Raw genomic sequence first — 16,144 nt, forward strand, 5'->3', positions numbered from 1 at the left:
GGTAGCGCACCCCGGGTCGCGGGGCTGCCGAGAGCTGTCCTCATGCGCGGAAGCGCGGTAGATGCCGGGCTGCCCAGTCACTACGAGGAGGGCGCCTCGACCGCCATACGGTCGCGCCAGCTCTGCTTCAGACAGAGTTGGTCGATCAGTGTCCGGCCATTCTACCGACCCGTGCCGAGCCAGCCCGCCAGCTTTCCGCCCTGTCCGATGGCCCGCAGCCGCGCCTCGGCCCGGTCCCGTACGGGATCGGTGGCGACGACGAGAAGTTCGTCACCGCGCCGCAGCACGGTGGTGGGCGACGGCACGAAGCTCGTCCCGTCGCGTACGACCAGCGTGACCGCGGCCCCTGCGGGCAGCCGGAGTTCGCCGACCTCCACGCCGTGCATCTTCGACTTCTCGGGGATCGCCACCGAGAGCAGATGCCCGCGCAGCCGCTCCAGCGGCGCCGATTCGATGCCCAGGTCGGAGGCCGCGTCGGAGTCGCCGAGCTTCAGCGCCTTCGCCAGCCAGGGCAGCGTCGGCCCCTGGACGAGCGTGTAGACGACGACCAGCACGAAGACGATGTTGAAGACCTTCTCGCTGCCCTCGATGCCGGACACCATCGGGATCGTGGCCAGGATGATGGGCACGGCGCCGCGCAGCCCCGCCCACGACATCAGGACCTTCTCCTGCCAGGGAATCCGGAACGGCAGCAGGCTGGCGTACACCTCCAGCGGCCGCGCCACCATCGTCAGCACCAGACCCACCACCACCGCCGGCCAGAAGTCGTCCAGCAGCTCGTGCGGTGTCACCAGCAGTCCGAGCAGGACGAACATGCCGATCTGCGCGATCCAGCCGAGCCCCTCGGCGAAGCCCCGGTTGGCGGGGGAGTGCGGCAGCTTGGAGTTCCCGAGCACCATGGACGCCAGATAGACGGCGAGGAAGCCCGAGCCGTGGGCCATCGCCCCGGCCGCGTACGCCATCACCGCGATGGCCATCACGGCGATCGGATACAGGCCGGAGGCGGGCAGCGCGATGTGCCGCAGCCCGTACGCGCCGAGGAAGCCGACGGCGAGCCCGATGGCCACGCCGATCGCCAGCTCCAGGGCGATCTCGCCGACGAGCATGTACCAGCTGTCCACAGGGCCCACGGCCGAGAAGGCCACCACCAGGATCACCACAGGGGCGTCGTTGAAGCCCGACTCGGCCTCCAGCACACCCGTCACCCGCGACGGCAGCGGCACCTTCCGCAGTACGGAGAAGACCGCGGCGGCGTCGGTCGAGGAGACGACCGCCCCGATGATCAGCGCCTGCCGCCAGTCGAGCCCGACCAGGTAGTGCGCACCGGCCGCGGTGACGCCCACGCTCACCGCGACGCCGACGGTCGACATCACGACCGCCATCGGCAGCGCCGGTCTGACCTCTTTCCACTTGGTGCCCAGACCGCCCTCGGCGAGGATCACGACCAGCGCCGCGTAGCCGATGACCTGGGTGAGTTCGACGTTGTCGAACTTGACGTGGAAGAGCCCGTCCTGCCCTATCAGCATCCCGATGCCGAGATAGAGGAGCAGGCTGGGGAGGCCGCTGCGGGAGGAGATGCGCACGGCTGCGACTGCGATCAGCAACACCAGGGAGCAGACCAGCAGGAGTTCGTTGAGGTGATGGACAGTCAGGGGCTGAATCCTTTCTCCGGACCCATGCAGGATCAGTGCAGGTACTTCGTTACCCTACCTAATTCTTGACGATTTCTTGACGCTCGGCCGATCCGGACCGATACCGCGTCCAGACAGGTGAAGCGCTGCGCCTATGGTTGCTCCTGCGCTCCGTCGGCAATACAGCCCACCCTGCCCCTCGAAGGACAGCGATGCCCGCCAACACCTCCGCCGCCCCTTCCGGCAATCACGGCCAGCAGTCCCGCAAGAAGAAGAGAGGGCGGGGCCGGCTCATCGTGATCGTGCTGGTCCTGGCGGTGATCGCAGGCATCGGCTACGGCGCGTACTGGAGCGTCGACACCGTCCGCGCCTCCTTCCCGCAGACGACCGGTGAGATCAAGCTCGAAGGCCTCTCCGGCAACGTCGAGGTCAAGCGCGACGACTACGGCATCCCGCAGATCTACGCGGACTCCGACACCGACCTCTTCCGCGCCCAGGGCTTCGTCCAGGCGCAGGACCGCTTCTACGAGATGGACGTACGCCGTCACATGACGTCGGGCCGCCTCTCGGAGATGTTCGGATCCGGCCAGGTCAAGACCGACTCGTTCCTGCGGACGCTGGGCTGGCGCAAGGTCGCGCAGCAGGAGTACGACACCAAGCTGTCGGCCTCCACGAAGAAGTACCTCCAGGCGTACTCCGAGGGGGTCAACTCGTACCTGAAGGGCAAGGACGCCAAGGACATCTCGGTCGAGTACGCCGCCCTGAACCTCACCGGCGACTACACCCCCGAGAAGTGGGACCCGGTCGACTCGGTGGCCTGGCTCAAGGCGATGGCCTGGGACCTGCGCTCCAACATGCAGGACGAGATCGACCGCTCGCTGATGACCACGCGGCTCAGCACGAAGCAGATCGACGACCTCTACCCGGCCTACCCGTACAGCCGCAACGCCCCGATCGTCACCGAGGGCGGCGTCGACGCGGTGACGGGCAAGTTCGACCAGAGCACGAGCACCGAGGGCTCCACGACCGGATCGAACACGGCATCGGGCGCCACACAGGGCCTGCAGAGCCAGCTCTCCGCGCTCTCCGACACCCTCGACGAGATCCCCGCGCTGCTCGGCCCGAGCGGCAGCGGCATCGGCTCGAACTCGTGGGTCGTCGCCGGCAAGTACACGACGACCGGCATGCCGCTGCTGGCCAACGACCCGCACCTGGCACCGCAGCTTCCGTCCCTCTGGTACCAGATGGGGCTGCACTGCCGGACGGTCTCGGCGACCTGCCAGTACGACACCGCCGGTTACACGTTCTCCGGAATGCCCGGCGTGATCATCGGCCACAACGCCGACATCTCCTGGGGCTTCACCAACCTCGGCGCCGACGTCACCGACCTCTACCTGGAGAAGGTCACCGACGACGGCTACCTCTACGACGGCGAGACCAAGCCCTTCACCACCCGCGAGGAGACCATCAAGGTCGCCGGCGGCAGCTCGAAGAAGATCGTGATCCGCGAGACCAACAACGGCCCGCTGGTCTCCGACCGCGACACCGAGCTGGAGAAGGTCGGCAAGGACGCCCCCGTCACCAACTCCGCACCCGACAGAGGCACCGGCTACGCGGTCGCCCTGAAGTGGACCGCCCTGCAGCCGGGCAAGTCCATGGACGCGGTCTTCGAGATGGACAAGGCGAAGGACTGGGGCAGCTTCCGCGCCGCCGCCAAGGACTTCGAGGTCCCCTCGCAGAACCTGATCTACGCCGACACCAAGAACCACATCGGCTACCAGGCCCCGGGCACCATCCCGCAGCGCCCCGAGGGCTACGACGGCACGATGCCCGCCCCCGGCTGGGACTCGAAGTACGCCTGGAAGAAGGACCCGATCCCGTTCAGCGCGCTGCCCTACGAGTACGACCCGCCGCGCGGCTACATCGTCACCGCCAACCAGGCCGTCATCGACGAGAAGAAGTACCCCTACCTCCTCACCAAGGACTGGGGCTACGGCACCCGCAGCCAGCGCATCACCGACCTGATCCAGTCGAAGATCAAGGGCGGCGGGAAGATCTCGACCGAAGACATGCAGACCATGCAGATGGACAACAGCAGCGAGATCGCCAAGCTGCTGACGCCCTACCTGCTGAAGATCGACATCAAGGACCCGCAGGTCCGCGAGGCGCAGAAGCTCCTTGAGGGCTGGGACTACACGCAGGAGCCGGACTCGGCGTCGGCCGCGTACTTCAACGCGGTCTGGCGCAACATCCTGATGCTCTCCATCGGCGACAAGCTCCCCAAGGAGCTGCGTCCCAAGGGCGACTGCATCAACGTCCACCCGGCGGGCGACACCGGCCCGGTCGACGACCAGGACTCCCTGGTGCGCGAGTGCGGCGAGCGCGACGCGGACTCGGCCCAGCCCGACGGCGGGGACCGGTACTTCGAGGTCATGCGCAAGCTGGTCAAGGAGCCGAACAGTTCCTGGTGGGACGCCGCCAAGAGCGGTGTCGACGACCCCTCCAAGGGCCGCGACAAGCTCCTCGGCCGCGCCCTGAAGGACGCCCGCTGGGAGCTGACCGCCAAGCTCGGCAAGGACATCGACACCTGGACCTGGGGCCGGCTGCACCAGCTGATGCTGCGCAACCAGACCCTCGGCACCTCGGGCCCCGGCCTGATCCAGCGGGTCCTCAACCGCGGCCCGTGGAACCTGGGCGGCGGCGAGGCGGCGGTTGACGCCACCGGCTGGAACGCTGCGGGCGGCTACGGCGTGGTCTGGGTCCCGTCCATGCGGATGGTCGTCAACCTCAAGGACATGGACAAGTCCCGCTGGATCAACCTGACGGGTGCCTCGGGACACGCCTACAGCGCGCACTACACCGACCAGACCGACAAGTGGTCCGACGGCGAGCTGCTCGACTGGTCCTTCTCCAAGGACGCGGTCGACAAGAGCACCGTCGACACGCTGACGCTCACGCCGTGAAGCGCGTCACCCCGGCAGGGGTCACCACCGCGTGAACGGGGTGGTCGTGCGGTTCCTCCGGGACCCGGGCGACCACCTCGTCCGCGTACAGCAGCACGACGAGCGCGGGGTCGGCGCCCGCCTTCTCGATGCGCTCCAGTACGCGGTCGTACGAGCCGCCGCCGCGCCCCAGCCGCATCCCGCGCCCGTCCACGGCGAGCCCCGGCAGCAGGACGGCGTCCGCCTCCAGGACCGCGTCCGGGCCGAGCCGCGCGCCCCCGGGCTCCAGGAGCCCGCGCCGCCCCCGTACGAGCGCACCTGCCCCTGCGTACGTCCCCCAGTCGAGGTCGTTGTCCTCCAGGAGCACGGGAAGAAGTACGCGCACACCGCGTTTATGCAGTGCGTCCAGCAGCGCGCGCGTGCCCGGTTCCTTCCCGATCGCCACATATGCGGCAATCATTCCCGCGTCGGCCAGCTCGGGCAGCCCCAGCGCCCGCAGCGCCAGATCCTCCGCGGCCCTCGCCACATCCTCGCTGGTCAACGCCGTGCGGGCGGCCAGCAGATGACGTCGGAGCGACGTCTTGTCGAACTCGCCCTGATTCACAGCCGGTTCACAATCCTCACCAATGTCCGTCTATACACAGCCGATAGTGTGCTCGTCATGACTCAGTCGCACCCCAGGATCAGCAAGGCTGTCATCCCGGCGGCGGGCCTCGGCACGAGGTTCCTCCCGGCCACGAAGGCCACGCCCAAGGAAATGCTGCCTGTCGTCGACAAGCCCGCGATCCAGTACGTCGTCGAGGAGGCGGTCTCCGCCGGTCTCGCCGACGTACTCATGATCACCGGCAGGAACAAGCGCCCGCTCGAGGACCACTTCGACCGCAACCACGAGCTGGAGTCGGCCCTCACCCGCAAGGGAGACGCCGAGAAGCTCGCCAAGGTCCAGGAGTCCAGCGACCTCGCGAACATCCACTACGTGCGCCAGGGCGACCCGCGCGGCCTCGGCCACGCCGTCCTGTGCGCCGAGCCGCACGTCGGCGACCAGCCCTTCGCGGTCCTCCTCGGCGACGACCTGATCGACCCGCGCGACCCGCTCCTCGCCCGCATGATCGAGGTCCAGGAGCGCGAGGGCGGCAGCGTGATCGCCCTCATGGAGGTCGAGCCGTCCCAGATCCACCTCTACGGCTGTGCGGCCGTCGAGCCCACGGCCGACAGCGACGTCGTCAAGATCACCGACCTCGTCGAGAAGCCCGCCACCGGCGACGCCCCCAGCAACCTCGCGATCATCGGCCGCTACGTCCTGGACCCCGCCGTCTTCGCCATACTGCGCAAGACCGAGCCCGGCCGCGGCAACGAGATCCAGCTCACCGACGCCCTCCAGAAGCTCTCCGCGGACGAGTCCGTCGGCGGCCCGGTGCACGGCGTCGTCTTCAAGGGCCGCCGCTATGACACCGGTGACCGGAGTGACTATCTGCGTGCCATTGTCCGACTCGCGTGCGAACGTGAAGACCTGGGCCCCGACTTCAAGGCCTGGCTTCGCAGTTACGTGACCGAGGAGATGTAGCACCCGTGAGCAACACCCCGATCTGGTCGGTCGACGAGCACCTCAAGGACATCCTCGGCACGGTCCGGGCCCTGGAGCCCATCGAACTCCAACTCCCGGACGCCCAGGGCTGCGTACTCGTCGAGGACGTCACGGTCCCCGTCGACCTGCCGCCCTTCGACAACAGCTCGATGGACGGGTACGCGGTCCGCACCGCCGATGTCGAGGGCGCCAGCGAGGAGTTCCCCGCCGTACTGACCGTGATCGGGGACGTCGCCGCGGGCGACGGCGAACTGCCGGAGGTGGGCCCCGGCCAGGCCGCCCGCATCATGACCGGCGCCCCGCTGCCGCCCGGCGCGCAGGCCGTCGTCCCCGTCGAGTGGACCGACGGCGGCACCGGCGGGGGAGCGGCCACGACCATGAGCGCGGCGGCCGACGCCCCCGAGGGCGCGAGCGGCGAGGTCCGCGTCCACCGCCCCGCCGAGGCGCGCGCCCACGTCCGCGCGGTCGGCAGCGATGTGAAGGCCGGCGACCTCGCCCTCGTAGCCGGTACGGTCCTGGGCCCGCCGCAGATCGGCCTCCTCGCCGCGATCGGCCGCGCCACGGTCACGGTCCGCCCGCGCCCGCGCGTCGTCGTGATGTCGACCGGGAGTGAACTCGTCCAGCCCGGCGAGGAGTTGGAGCCCGGCCAGATCTACGACTCCAACAGCTTCGCCCTCACCGCGGCCGCCCGCGATGCCGGAGCCATCGCCTACCGGGTCGGCGCCGTCGCCGACGAGGCGGACACCCTGCTCGCCACGATCGAGGACCAGCTGGTCCGCGCCGACCTCCTGGTCACCACCGGGGGCGTCAGCGTCGGTGCGTACGACGTCGTCAAGGAAGCCCTCACCGCCTCCGGCGAGGTCGAGTTCCGCAAGCTCGCCATGCAGCCGGGCAAGCCCCAGGGCTTCGGCGCGATCGGCCCCGACCACACGCCGCTGCTCGCGCTCCCCGGCAACCCGGTGTCGTCCTACGTCTCTTTCGAGCTGTTCGTCCGCCCCGCGATCCGCGCCCTGATGGGCATGCCCGACATCCACCGCCCCACGGCCCGCGCCACCCTCCGCACGGACAAGCCCCTCACCTCGCCGGCGGCCCGCCGCCAGTTCCTGCGCGGGACGTACGACGCCGACGCGGCCACCGTCGCCCCGGTGGGCGGCGCCGGATCCCATCTCGTGGCCGCCCTGGCGCACGCCGACTGCCTGATCGTCATCCCCGAGGAGACCACCGAGGCCGTCGACGGCACCGAGCTCGAAGTGGTCCTCCTGGGCTGAGGGGCGCCCGGTGGCGGTACGGTGTCGTCCCACACAGGCCCGACCGGGAGCGCCACACCACCATGAGCACGCAAGGCAGCAGCCTCACGCACATCGACGAGGCGGGCGCGGCCCGCATGGTCGACGTCTCGGCCAAGGACGTCACCGCCCGCACCGCCCGCGCGAGCGGACGCGTCCTGGTCTCGCCGCGCGTCGTGGAGCTCCTCCGTGGTGAGGGAGTCCCCAAGGGGGACGCTCTCGCCACGGCCCGGATCGCCGGGATCATGGGCGCCAAGCGCACGCCGGACCTGATCCCGCTCTGCCACCCGCTCTCGGTCTCCGGCGTGAAGCTGGACCTGAAGGTCACCGACGACGCGGTGGAAATCCTCGCCACGGTGAAGACCACGGACCGTACGGGCGTCGAGATGGAGGCCCTCACGGCGGTCTCCGTCGCGGCCCTCACCGTGGTCGACATGATCAAGGCGGTCGACAAGGGCGCGGTCATCACCGACATCAGGGTCGAGGAGAAAACGGGCGGCAAGTCCGGCGACTGGAGCCGGGCATGAGGGCCCTGGTCGTCACCGCCTCCAACCGCGCCTCGGCCGGCGTCTACCCGGACCGCGGCGGCCCCCTGATCGCGGAGGCCCTCACCTCGCTCGGCTTCGAGGTCGAAGGCCCCCAGATCGTCCCCGACGGCGACCCGGTCGAAGCCGCCCTGCGCGCGGGCGTGGCAGCCGCGTACGACGTGATCCTGACGACGGGCGGCACGGGCATCTCGCCCACCGACGCGACCCCCGAGGCCACGGCGAAGGTCCTCGACTACGAGATCCCGGGCATCCCCCAGGCGATCCGCGCCGAAGGCCTCGCCAAGGTCCCGACCGCCGCGCTCTCCCGGGGCCTGGCGGGCGTGGCCGGACGCACCCTGATCGTGAACCTGCCGGGCTCGACCGGCGGCGTACGCGACGGACTGGCCGTCCTGGAACGGCTGTTGGTGCACGCCGTCGACCAGATCCACGGCGGCGACCACCGATGAGACCGGTCTGGCCCGTGGAGCTCGCGGACGGAGACGTCGTCCTCCGCCCGATAAAGGTGCGCGACCAGAAGCCCTGGCGCGAGGTCAACCGCCGCAACCGCGACTGGCTGCGCCCCTGGGAGGCCACCATCCCGCCGCCCGGCCCCGGCGGCCCCCTCGCGCAGAGACCCACGTACCGCCAGATGGTCCGCCATCTGCGCGCGGAGGCGAACGCGGGCCGGATGCTGCCCTTCGTCATCGAGTACCAGGGCCGTCTGGTGGGCCAGTTGACGGTCGCGGGCATCACCTGGGGCTCGATGTGCTCGGGTCACGTGGGCTACTGGGTCGACCAGGAGGTGGCCGGACGCGGTGTCATGCCGACGGCGGTCGCCCTCGCCGTGGACCACTGCTTCCGTACGGTCGGGATGCACCGCATGGAAGTCTGCATTCGCCCCGAGAACGGTCCGAGCCGTCGCGTCGTGGAGAAACTCGGTTTTCGCGAAGAGGGATTGCGACCCCGCTATCTGCACATCGACGGCGCCTGGCGCGACCATCTCGTCTTCGCCCTCACGGCTGAAGAGGTGCCCGAGGGCCTGCTGAACCGCTGGCGCAGAGCTCACCCGGGAACTCCCCACAAATCAAATTAATGTTCGAATTTGATCGGTGGAGGATCGTTACTTGACCGTGAACACGCCCACTTTCGGCCCCTGTTGATCCGCACCATCACAAAAAATGTTCGAGATATCAGCTGGATCGTGCGACACACCGGCCCAATTGGCGGATCCGCCCGCGAAGTCCCCTCTACGGTAAGGGGGTGAGCAGCAGCGGCCTCATCTACGCAGTCATTGTCGGGGCCTGGGCCGCCTACTTGGTGCCGATGTGGCTCCGCAGGCAGGACGAGCTGAACGAGGCCCGTCCGACGGAACGCTTCTCCACCGCCATCCGGCTGCTGTCCGGGCGTGCGGGGATGGAGCGCCGGTACGCCAAGGAGCTGCAGGACCGCACTGCCGGTGAGGCCGAACCCGACGAAGCAGCACCGGACGCCGCGACGGACCCCGAGAGTTCCGTCGACGTCCGGTCCTTTGCCGCGCCTCCGGCCGAGAAGCAGAAGCAGCGGCAGCGCAAGGAGCCCCGCCCCGCCCCGCACCAGACCTCCGGATCGGCCGCCGAGCGCGCCCGCCGCACCAAGGCGCTCGCCCGCCGCCGCCGCACCACGGTCCTGCTCTTCGCGGCCTTCTCGCTGGGCGCGATCGTCGCCGCGGTCGGCGGCCTGCGCTTCCTGTGGGCGCCGGGCATCCCCGCCGCCCTGCTCAGTACGTACATCGTGCATCTGCGCACCCAGGAGCGGCGCCGCTTCGCCTTCACCATGGACCGCCGCAGGGCCGAGGCCGCCGCCCAGCGCCTGCGCGAGAGCCGCCGCCCGCAGCCCCGCGCCGAGGAGCCCCAGCCCGAACCGGCCCCCAGCGTCTCGCCGCAGGAGGCCGGCCGCCGGGCCCTGGTCGAGCAGACCGACCACGCGGAGTGGGTCGACCAGCAGCGCGAACGCGGCCGCGCGCCGCAGGGCGACAGCTGGGAGCCGGTCCCGGTCCCACTGCCGACGTACGTCACGGCCCCGGTCGCCCCCCGCGCCCCCGGCAACGCCGAACTCGCGGCCCCCGACACCTGGAGCGCGTCCCGTTCCTCCAGCTCGGACCCCGACCCGGCCCCCCGCCAGCGCACCGCGCGCCGCGCCCGCGAGCGCGGCCGCACCCCGCTCTTCGACCAGTACGAGGACGGCGAGCGCCCGCGCGCCGCCAACGAGTGAGCCCGCTCGCGACCTCTGCTGTGACCAGCGGAGGAACCGATTTCCAAGCACCCCGATCGGGGTGCTAGAGTTTCACTCGTTGCAAGGGCCTGTGGCGCAGTCTGGTAGCGCACCTCGTTCGCATCGAGGGGGTCTGGGGTTCAAATCCCCACAGGTCCACCGCAGCTGAGAGCCCCGCCGGATTCGTCCGGCGGGGCTCTCGTCTTGTTCCGTCACGGGTTCAGCGGCTTCGCGAAGCAGCGGCTGCTCGGGTAGTCGCGGTAGTAGCCGAACTTCTCCGTGCAGAGTTCGTAGCCGCTCGACAGGTAGAGGGCGATCGCCTCGGGCTGCTGGTCTCCCGTTTCCAGGACCATGCGGGTGCGGCCGGCTTCGCGGGCGCTCTCCTCCAGGGCGGCGAGGATGCGGCGGGCGATGCCCAGGCCTCGGGCCTCGGGGATCACGTACATGCGCTTCAGTTCGGCGTCGCCGTCCGCGTAGTTCTCCTCGTTCTTCTCGTGCGCGCGCCAGCCGCCGGTGGCCACGGGGCGGTCTTCGGTGTCGTAGGCGAGGAGATAGAGGCCCTGTGGCGGGTCGAACATCGTGGCATTGAGATCGGTCTGGTCTCCGCCGTCGCCGTAGCGTTCTATGTATTCGAGCTGGACCTGGTCGTTCAGTTTTACGGCGTCGGGGTGGTCGTAACGGACCGGTCGGATATTCATGCGTGAAAGCGTACATGTATGCGTCGGGGTGTCGTCGGTATTGTGCCGGAATGCTGACTGTGACCACTGTGAACGTCAATGGGATCCGCGCCGCCGCGAAAAAGGGATTCGTGGAGTGGCTGGGGGAGACCGCCGCCGATGTGATCTGCCTGCAGGAGGTGCGGGCCGAGCCGGAGCAGATTCCGGAGCACGTGCGCGAGCCCGAGGGGTGGCACACCGTGCATGCGCCGGCCGCCGCCAAGGGGCGGGCCGGGGTCTCGCTCTATACGCGCCGGGAGCCGACGCGGGTGCAGGTCGGGTTCGGCAGCGCGGAGTTCGACGGGAGCGGGCGGTACGTCGAGATCGATCTGCCGGGGGTGACCGTCGCGAGCCTGTATCTGCCCTCGGGGGAGGTCGGGACCGAGCGGCAGGACGAGAAGATCCGGTTCATGGGGGAGTTTCTCGTGTATCTGGCCGGGCTCAGGGAGCGGGCCGCCGCCGGGGGGCGGGAAGTCGTGGTGTGCGGGGACTGGAACATCGCGCACCAGGAAGCCGACTTGAAGAACTGGCGGGGGAACCGGAAGAGCTCCGGGTTCCTGCCCGAGGAGCGGGAGTGGCTCACCCAGGTCTTCGGGGAGACCGGGTACGTGGACGTGGTGCGGGGACTCCACCCGGATGTCGAGGGGCCCTACTCGTGGTGGTCCTACCGGGGGCGCGCCTTCGACAACGACACAGGTTGGCGGATCGACTATCAGGTCGCTACGGCTGGGCTGGCGAAGGTGGCCGTGAAGGCCTGGGTCGAGCGGGCCGCGACTCATGGCGAGCGGTGGAGTGATCATGCTCCGGTGACTGTTGCGTACGAGCTGTAGGGGTCAGGGCTTCGGGGTCTCGCGCAGGCGGCGGTCCAGGGCCATCGAGAGCTCCGCTTCCACCACGCTCTTCGCCAGGGGGCGGAAGCGGTCCATCGTTTCTCCCCCGGCGCCTTCCAGGTGCGTGCGCATCATGACGAGGAAGAGGTCGGCCAGGGCGTCCGCGTGCTCGCGGACCCTGCGGGCCGAGGAGAGGACCGCGGCGAGGGGGACGCCCTCGCGGACCAGGGCCGCCGAGACGTCCAGGAGGCGGCGGCTGACGTGGACGATCTCGCCGCCGTCCGTGGCGAGATAGCCGAGGTCCAGGGCGGCGGCGAGGTTCTCGCCGGTGGCCTCGCCACCGAAGTAGTCCGCCAGGTCCTCGGGGGTGAGGCGGACCGGTTCCTCGTCGGTGGGCTGCTGGTCGATCCCCAGGACCTGGCCGACGTCCCGGCCCGACTCGAAGGCCTCGGCGAGGTCCGCGATGCCGTTGAGGGTGTGGCCGCGCTCCAGGAGGGCGGCGATGGTGCGCAGCCTGGACAGGTGCTCGTCGTCGTACCAGGCGATACGGCCCTCGCGGCGGGGCGGCGGGATGAGCTTGCGCTCGCGGTAGAAACGGAGGGTGCGCACGGTGATGCCGGCCTCCTTGGCCAGTTCTTCCATGCGGTACTCGCGCTTCTCGGGCATGGCCGCAGCCTATGTCGTACTGGCGGTAACTTGCTCCCGTCGAACCCCTACCCATGAGTACTGCGCTGCTCTACTCTCCGAATGGTGCCAGTGATTGCTGGCAGTGTCAGCGGATCTCGGAAGGCGGCGGGATGGCCCAGCAGGAGCGCGACGAGGGTGAGCACGTACGGGTGGCTGTGGTCGGGTCCGGGTTCGGCGGGCTCGGCGCCGCCGTGCGGCTGCGCCGCGAGGGGATCACCGACTTCGTCGTCCTGGAGCGGGCCGAGTCGGTCGGCGGGACGTGGCGGGACAACAGCTATCCGGGGTGCGCGTGCGATGTGCCCTCCCATCTCTACTCGTTCTCGTTCGCCCCCAATCCGGAGTGGCCGCGCACCTTCTCGGGGCAGCCGCACATCAGGGCGTACCTGGAGAGCGTCGCCGACACCTTCGGGCTGCGGCCGCACATCCGGCTGAAGCACGAAGTGCTGTCGATGCGGTGGGATTCCGATGAGCTGTGGTGGGTGATCGAGACCTCGCAGGGGACTCTCCGCGCCGATGTCGTCGTGTCCGCCACCGGGCCGCTCTCCGATCCCAAGATTCCCGAGATTCCGGGGATCGAGGGATTCGAGGGGAAGGTCTTCCACTCCGCCCAGTGGGACCACGACTACGACCTGACCGGCAAGCGCGTCGCCATGGTCGGCACGGGCGCATCGGCCATCCAGATCGTGCCCGCCATCCAGCCGCAGGTCGCGAAGATGACGCTCTTCCAGCGCACCGCGCCCTGGGTCATGCCCCGCATGGACCGCAAGATCAGCGGGGCCGAGCGGTGGCTGCACGAGAAGGTGCCGGCGACCGGTGCGGCGCGGCGCGGATTCCTTTGGGGGATAAGGGAGTTGCAGGTCGGGGCCTTCACCAAGCACCCCGACCGGCTGGGGCTCATCGAGCGGATCGGGCGGAGCAATATCGCGCGCTCCATCAAGGATCCGGCGCTGCGGGCCAAGCTCACGCCCTCGTACCGCATCGGGTGCAAGCGCATCCTGCTGTCGAGTACGTACTATCCGGCGATCGCCAAGCCCAATGTCGATGTCGTCGCCTCCGGGCTGAAGGAGATCCGCGGCAATGTCGTGGTCGCCGCCGACGGCAGCGAGGCCGAGGTCGACGTCATCATCTTCGGCACCGGATTCCATGTGACCGACATGCCCATCGCGGACCGGGTCACGGGCGCCGACGGCATCACGCTCGCCGAGGCCTGGAAGGACGGGATGGAGGCGCTGCGCGGTGCGACCGCTGCCGGGTTCCCCAACTGGATGACGGTTATTGGCCCCAATACCGGGCTCGGGAACTCCTCGATGATCCTGATGATCGAGTCCCAGCTCAACTATCTCGCCGACTACATGCGGCAGTTGAACGTCCTCGGCGGGCGCGCCGCGCTCGCCGTGCGGCCCTCGGCCGTCGGCGCGTGGAACCGGCGCGTGCAGGACCGGATGAAGCGGACCGTGTGGAACACCGGGGGCTGCACCAGCTGGTACCTCGATGCGAACGGTCGGAACACCACCATCTGGCCCGGTACGACAGGGGAGTTCAGGACTGCCACACGTGAGGTGAACCTCGCGGAGTACGAGGTCGTGCGCGCCTCCGTGCGCGAGAAGGAGGACGCGTGAAAACGCAGGAGGTCATATCCGCCGACGGGTCGCGGATCCATGTCGAGGTGTACGGGGACGACGGTGCGCCCGCGGTGGTGCTGGCGCACGGCTGGACCTGCTCGACCGAATTCTGGAACGCGCAGATACGGGACCTGGGCGGCAGTCATCGGGTGATCGTCTACGACCAGCGCGGGCACGGGAGTTCGCCTGCCGCCGGGCCCGGCGGGTACTCGACGGATGCGCTGGCCGACGATCTGGAGGCCGTGCTCAAGGCCACGCTCGCGCCCGGTGAGCGTGCCGTGCTCGGCGGGCACTCCATGGGCGGGATGACCATGATGGCGGCCTCGCGCAGGCCCGGGTTCCGGGAGCACGCGGCGGCGGTGCTGCTGTGCAGCACGGGCTCATCGCAGCTCGTCGAGGAGTCGCTTGTCCTGCCGATGCGGGCCGGGCGGCTGCGGACGCGGCTGACGCGGGCCGTGCTCGGGGCGCGGGCCCCGCTCGGGCCCGTGACGCCGCTGTCGAAGCGGATCCTGCGGTACGGGACCATGGGGCCCGCCTCCGCCCCGGCGAAGGTCGCGGAGTGCGCGCGGATCGTGCACGCCTGTCCGCGGGCGTCCCGGGTGGCCTGGTCGAAGGTGCTGGCCGAGCTCGAACTCGACACAGGTGTACGGGAGTTGACCGTACCGACCGCGGTGATCGCGGGAACGGCCGACCGGCTGACGCCGATCGTGCACGCGCGGCGGATCGCGGAAGCGCTGCCGCAGTCGCTGGGGCTCGTCGAGCTGGTCGGGATGGGGCACATGACGCCCGTCGAGGCTCCCGAAGTGGTGAGCTCGCGGCTGCGTGAGCTGGTGGATGCGTATGTACGGGTGGACATCGAGGAGGAGGCCGTATGAGCAGGCACAGTCTTGAGGGACAGGTCGCGGTCGTCACGGGCGCGGCCCGGGGCGTCGGCGAGCTGCTGGCGCGCAAGCTCTCCGCGCGCGGCGCGATGGTGGCGCTGGTCGGCCTGGAGCCCGAGGAGCTGAAGGCGGTCTCGGGGCGGCTGCACACCGAGAGCGACTGGTGGCACGCCGATGTGACCGACCACGAGGCGATGGCACGGGTCGCGCAGGAGGTGAAGGAACGATTCGGGAAGGTCGACATCGTCGTCGCCAACGCGGGGGTCGCGTCGGGCGGGCCGTTCGTGGACTCGGACCCGGTGGCGTGGCGGCGGGTCATAGAGGTCAACCTGATAGGCGGCGCGGTGACGGGGCGGGCCTTCCTGCCCGTACTGATGGAGAGCCGCGGCTACTTCCTGCAGATCGCTTCGCTGGCCGCGATCACGCCGGCGCCGATGATGACCGCGTACTGCGCGTCCAAGTCCGGTGTCGAGGCGTTCGCGCACTCGCTGCGCGCCGAGGTCGGGTACAAGGGGGTGCGGGTCGGCGTCGGGTACTTGTCGTGGACCGATACGGACATGGTGCGCGGGGCCGATCAGGACGATGTGATGCGGGAGTTGAGGGAGCGGCTGCCGTGGCCGTCGAACCGTACGTATCCGCTGGGGCCGGCTGTGGACCGGATCGTGGCCGGTATTGAGCGGCGGTCCTCGCATGTGTACGCGCAGTGGTGGCTGCGGGGCATGCAGTCCGTACGCGGATACCTGCCGTCGCTGATCGGGGCGGTCGGGCAGCGCGAGATGCGGCGCTTCGAACCGCGGCTCGGCGGGGTCGGCAAAGGGCTCGTCGGCGCAGGTGGGGCCGCTGATGAGAAGGCCCGTGGGGCCGGTGTCGTAGGGGCGGACACGGAGCGTTAAAGATCGAAATGCGCGGATCGTCCTGGCGTGTGAGTCTGGTGGAAGCCCAGGGGGCGCCTCGTTGCCCCCGACCCCATCACACCCCACTAGGAGTGAACCTCATGGGCATCATGGACCAGTTCAAGGACAAGGCCAACGAGCTCGCCGACCAGGCGAAGTCTGCAGCGAGCGGCGCCAAGGACGAGGCTTCGGAACGGGCCTCGCAGGCGCAGGACGCCGGCCAGGAGCAGCTCCAGGACCAGGCCGAGTCTGCGAAGGACGAGGCCCAGGACCGCTTCGAGTCCTGAATTGAGG

The 16,144-nt window shown here is 69.7% G+C and carries 16 protein-coding genes and 1 tRNA gene; 13 read left to right on the plus strand and 4 right to left on the minus strand.

The features are described from left to right. Nucleotides 1-161: 161 nt before the first annotated feature. Complete coding sequence (locus OG707_RS23550; protein ID WP_443071493.1) at nucleotides 162-1,661, minus strand: potassium/proton antiporter; 1,500 nt, start codon at nucleotides 1,659-1,661, stop codon at nucleotides 162-164. A 182-nt stretch (nucleotides 1,662-1,843) separates the two neighbouring features. Here OG707_RS23550 and OG707_RS23555 point away from each other — a divergent pair, with 182 nt between their 5' ends. Beyond that, on the plus strand, nucleotides 1,844-4,594 hold the full coding sequence (locus OG707_RS23555) for a penicillin acylase family protein (RefSeq protein WP_329121448.1): 2,751 nt from the start codon (nucleotides 1,844-1,846) through the stop codon (nucleotides 4,592-4,594). On the opposite strand, the gene OG707_RS23560 is transcribed toward OG707_RS23555, so the two are convergent. Beyond that, nucleotides 4,584-5,177, minus strand: coding sequence for a 5-formyltetrahydrofolate cyclo-ligase (locus OG707_RS23560; RefSeq protein ID WP_329121451.1), 594 nt, complete (start codon nucleotides 5,175-5,177; stop codon nucleotides 4,584-4,586). The genes OG707_RS23555 and OG707_RS23560 overlap by 11 nt on opposite strands. A gap of 57 nt (nucleotides 5,178-5,234) precedes the next feature. Here OG707_RS23560 and galU point away from each other — a divergent pair, with 57 nt between their 5' ends. The 7 genes from galU to OG707_RS23595 all read left to right on the plus strand — a co-directional run bounded on the left by galU (nucleotide 5,235) and on the right by OG707_RS23595 (nucleotide 10,380). Then, nucleotides 5,235-6,137: a UTP--glucose-1-phosphate uridylyltransferase GalU gene (gene galU, locus OG707_RS23565; RefSeq protein ID WP_329121453.1), complete on the plus strand. Its 903-nt coding sequence runs from the start codon at nucleotides 5,235-5,237 to the stop codon at nucleotides 6,135-6,137. A gap of 5 nt (nucleotides 6,138-6,142) precedes the next feature. Beyond that, nucleotides 6,143-7,426 carry a molybdotransferase-like divisome protein Glp gene (gene glp, locus OG707_RS23570; protein ID WP_329121455.1) on the plus strand — a complete coding sequence of 428 codons (1,284 nt, stop codon included), beginning with the start codon at nucleotides 6,143-6,145 and terminating at the stop codon, nucleotides 7,424-7,426. A gap of 62 nt (nucleotides 7,427-7,488) precedes the next feature. Further along, a complete protein-coding gene (gene moaC, locus OG707_RS23575; RefSeq protein WP_329121457.1) occupies nucleotides 7,489-7,971 on the plus strand; it encodes a cyclic pyranopterin monophosphate synthase MoaC in 483 nt (160 codons plus the stop codon). After that, nucleotides 7,968-8,438 carry a MogA/MoaB family molybdenum cofactor biosynthesis protein gene (locus OG707_RS23580; RefSeq protein WP_329121459.1) on the plus strand — a complete coding sequence of 157 codons (471 nt, stop codon included), beginning with the start codon at nucleotides 7,968-7,970 and terminating at the stop codon, nucleotides 8,436-8,438. Before moaC ends, OG707_RS23580 begins: the two co-directional genes overlap by 4 nt. After that, nucleotides 8,435-9,064, plus strand: a complete 630-nt coding sequence (locus OG707_RS23585) for a GNAT family N-acetyltransferase (RefSeq protein ID WP_329121461.1) — start codon at nucleotides 8,435-8,437, stop codon at nucleotides 9,062-9,064. The genes OG707_RS23580 and OG707_RS23585 overlap by 4 nt, the downstream gene beginning before the upstream one ends. A gap of 167 nt (nucleotides 9,065-9,231) precedes the next feature. Further along, nucleotides 9,232-10,221, plus strand: a complete 990-nt coding sequence (sepX, locus tag OG707_RS23590) for a divisome protein SepX/GlpR (RefSeq protein WP_329121463.1) — start codon at nucleotides 9,232-9,234, stop codon at nucleotides 10,219-10,221. Nucleotides 10,222-10,306: 85 nt separating this feature from the next. Next, nucleotides 10,307-10,380: transfer RNA gene (locus OG707_RS23595), tRNA-Ala, on the plus strand. Nucleotides 10,381-10,433: 53 nt separating this feature from the next. On the opposite strand, the gene OG707_RS23600 is transcribed toward OG707_RS23595, so the two are convergent. Continuing rightward, nucleotides 10,434-10,919, minus strand: a complete 486-nt coding sequence (locus OG707_RS23600; RefSeq protein ID WP_329121465.1) for a GNAT family N-acetyltransferase — start codon at nucleotides 10,917-10,919, stop codon at nucleotides 10,434-10,436. Between the two features lie 50 nt (nucleotides 10,920-10,969). Between OG707_RS23600 and OG707_RS23605 the strand changes: the two genes are divergently transcribed. Then, nucleotides 10,970-11,767 carry an exodeoxyribonuclease III gene (locus OG707_RS23605; protein WP_329121467.1) on the plus strand — a complete coding sequence of 266 codons (798 nt, stop codon included), beginning with the start codon at nucleotides 10,970-10,972 and terminating at the stop codon, nucleotides 11,765-11,767. Nucleotides 11,768-11,770: 3 nt separating this feature from the next. Here the strand turns inward: OG707_RS23605 and OG707_RS23610 are convergent, their stop codons facing one another. Beyond that, nucleotides 11,771-12,433 carry a MerR family transcriptional regulator gene (locus tag OG707_RS23610; protein ID WP_329121469.1) on the minus strand — a complete coding sequence of 221 codons (663 nt, stop codon included), beginning with the start codon at nucleotides 12,431-12,433 and terminating at the stop codon, nucleotides 11,771-11,773. 131 nt (nucleotides 12,434-12,564) lie between these two features. On the opposite strand from OG707_RS23610, the gene OG707_RS23615 reads away from it, so the two are divergent. The 4 genes from OG707_RS23615 to OG707_RS23630 all read left to right on the plus strand — a co-directional run bounded on the left by OG707_RS23615 (nucleotide 12,565) and on the right by OG707_RS23630 (nucleotide 16,137). Further along, nucleotides 12,565-14,073 carry a flavin-containing monooxygenase gene (locus tag OG707_RS23615; RefSeq protein ID WP_329121471.1) on the plus strand — a complete coding sequence of 503 codons (1,509 nt, stop codon included), beginning with the start codon at nucleotides 12,565-12,567 and terminating at the stop codon, nucleotides 14,071-14,073. Beyond that, nucleotides 14,070-14,951, plus strand: coding sequence for an alpha/beta fold hydrolase (locus OG707_RS23620; protein ID WP_329121472.1), 882 nt, complete (start codon nucleotides 14,070-14,072; stop codon nucleotides 14,949-14,951). Before OG707_RS23615 ends, OG707_RS23620 begins: the two co-directional genes overlap by 4 nt. Next, nucleotides 14,948-15,850 (plus strand): SDR family oxidoreductase, encoded by a 903-nt coding sequence (locus OG707_RS23625; RefSeq protein ID WP_329121473.1) that lies wholly within the window; start codon nucleotides 14,948-14,950, stop codon nucleotides 15,848-15,850. The genes OG707_RS23620 and OG707_RS23625 overlap by 4 nt, the downstream gene beginning before the upstream one ends. 101 nt (nucleotides 15,851-15,951) lie before the next feature. Beyond that, nucleotides 15,952-16,137 (plus strand): hypothetical protein, encoded by a 186-nt coding sequence (locus OG707_RS23630; RefSeq protein WP_329121474.1) that lies wholly within the window; start codon nucleotides 15,952-15,954, stop codon nucleotides 16,135-16,137. The last annotated feature ends 7 nt before the right edge of the window (nucleotides 16,138-16,144 follow it).

Source organism: Streptomyces sp. NBC_01465, assembly GCF_036227325.1.
GTDB lineage: Bacteria > Actinomycetota > Actinomycetes > Streptomycetales > Streptomycetaceae > Streptomyces.